This window comes from Dietzia sp. CW19 (genome assembly GCF_014145265.1).
GTDB classification, from domain to species: Bacteria; Actinomycetota; Actinomycetes; order Mycobacteriales; family Mycobacteriaceae; genus Dietzia; species Dietzia natronolimnaea.
The window spans coordinates 1-1,754 of record NZ_JAALEE010000148.1 but is presented as its reverse complement, the minus strand read 5'-3'; the positions used below and the strand labels follow the sequence as shown (position 1 = coordinate 1,754).

The window sequence follows — 1,754 nt, the reverse complement described above, 5'->3', positions numbered from 1 at the left end:
CCGCTGTGGAGCAGGCGGACCAGCGCACGCCCCGCAGGGGCGAGTCGGTGGACCGCGCGCCCGACGCCGACGCCGGCGACGGTGACGCGATCACGTTCGCCGACATGGGGCTGGCCCCGGCCGTCGCCCAGGCGGTCAAGGACGTGGGGTACGAGGTCCCCTCCGCGATCCAGGCCGCCATCATCCCGATGGTGATGGCGGGCCGTGATGTCGTGGGGCTGGCACAGACGGGCACCGGCAAGACCGCGGCCTTCGCCCTGCCGATCCTCTCACTCATCGACCCGGCGGTGAAGAGCCCGCAGGCGCTCGTTCTGGCGCCCACCCGTGAGCTCGCGCTCCAGGTCGCCGAGGCGTGCATCACTTACTCCGCCAACATGCCGCAGGTCAACGTGCTCCCGATCTATGGCGGTCAGGCCTACGGGATCCAGCTGTCCGGTCTGCGGCGGGGTGCGCAGATCATCGTCGGTACGCCCGGCCGCGTGATCGACCACCTCAAGAAGGGCACGCTCGATCTGTCGGGTCTGCGCCATCTCGTCCTCGACGAGGCCGACGAGATGCTGGCGATGGGCTTCCAGGAGGACGTCGAGCGGATCCTCTCCGACACCCCGGAGACCACGCAGGTCGCCCTGTTCTCGGCGACCATGCCCTCCGCCATCCGGCGCATCTCGCAGAAGTACCTCACCGACCCGGCGGAGGTGAAGGTCGCCTCCAAGACCTCCACCGCCCCGAACATCCATCAGCGCTACGTCCTGGTCAATCACCGGGACAAACTCGACGCCCTGACGAGGATCTTCGAGGTCGAGGATTTCGACGCGATGATCCTGTTCGTCCGGACCAAGTCGGCCACGGAGGAGCTCGCGGAGAAGCTTCGGGCGCGCGGGTTCTCTGCTGCGCCGATCAACGGCGACATCCCGCAGAATCTCCGGGAGCGGACCATCGAGGCACTCAAGGACGGTCGGACCGACATCCTGGTGGCCACGGACGTGGCCGCACGTGGTCTGGACGTGCCCCGTATCAGCCACGTGGTCAACTACGACATCCCGCACGACACCGAGTCGTACGTGCACCGGATCGGCCGTACGGGCCGCGCCGGCCGCAGCGGGCAGGCGCTGCTGTTCGTCACCCCGCGGGAGCGTCGCATGCTCTCCCAGATCGAGCGGGCCACGCGTCAGCCGCTGACAGAGATCCAGCTCCCGAGCGTGGATGATGTCAACGAGATGCGGATGGCGAAGTTCGGGCAGTCGATCACCGAGAGCCTCGATGATCCGAACCTGGCGATGTTCCGCCGGCTGGTGGAGGAGTACGCCAACGAGCACTCCGTCTCGATGGCCGACATCGCCGCCGCACTCGCCACGCAGTCCCGCAATTCCGCCGACTTCCTCATGCGAGAGCCGGAGCGTCCCGCGCGACGTGAACGGCAGGACAACCCGCGTGACACCCGGCGGGATGACCGGCGCGAGCGGCCGGGCCGCGACTTCTCGGACGGCCCCCGTCCCTCGCGCACGGGCAAGGACATGGCCCAGTACCGGATTGCTGTGGGCAAGCGGAACAACGTCAAGCCGGGATCCATCATGGGCGCCCTGGCCAATGAGGCCGGACTCAGTGGCGGCGACATCGGACGTATCTCGATCCGTTTCGATCACTCGATCGTCGAACTCCCGGCGGGTCTGTCCCGGGATCAGATCGAATCGATGCGCGGGATCCGGGTCGCCGGTTCGGAGATCGACATCCGACCGGACTCCGGTCCGCCCGCC

General features: G+C 68.1%; 1 protein-coding gene. It reads left to right on the top strand.

Annotated elements, in window-relative coordinates; all coding sequences use genetic code 11:
• Window positions 1-104 precede the first annotated feature (104 nt).
• Window positions 105-1,754 (top strand): DEAD/DEAH box helicase (locus G6021_RS05325; RefSeq protein ID WP_182640796.1); only part of this gene is annotated, 1,650 nt, incomplete at its 3' end.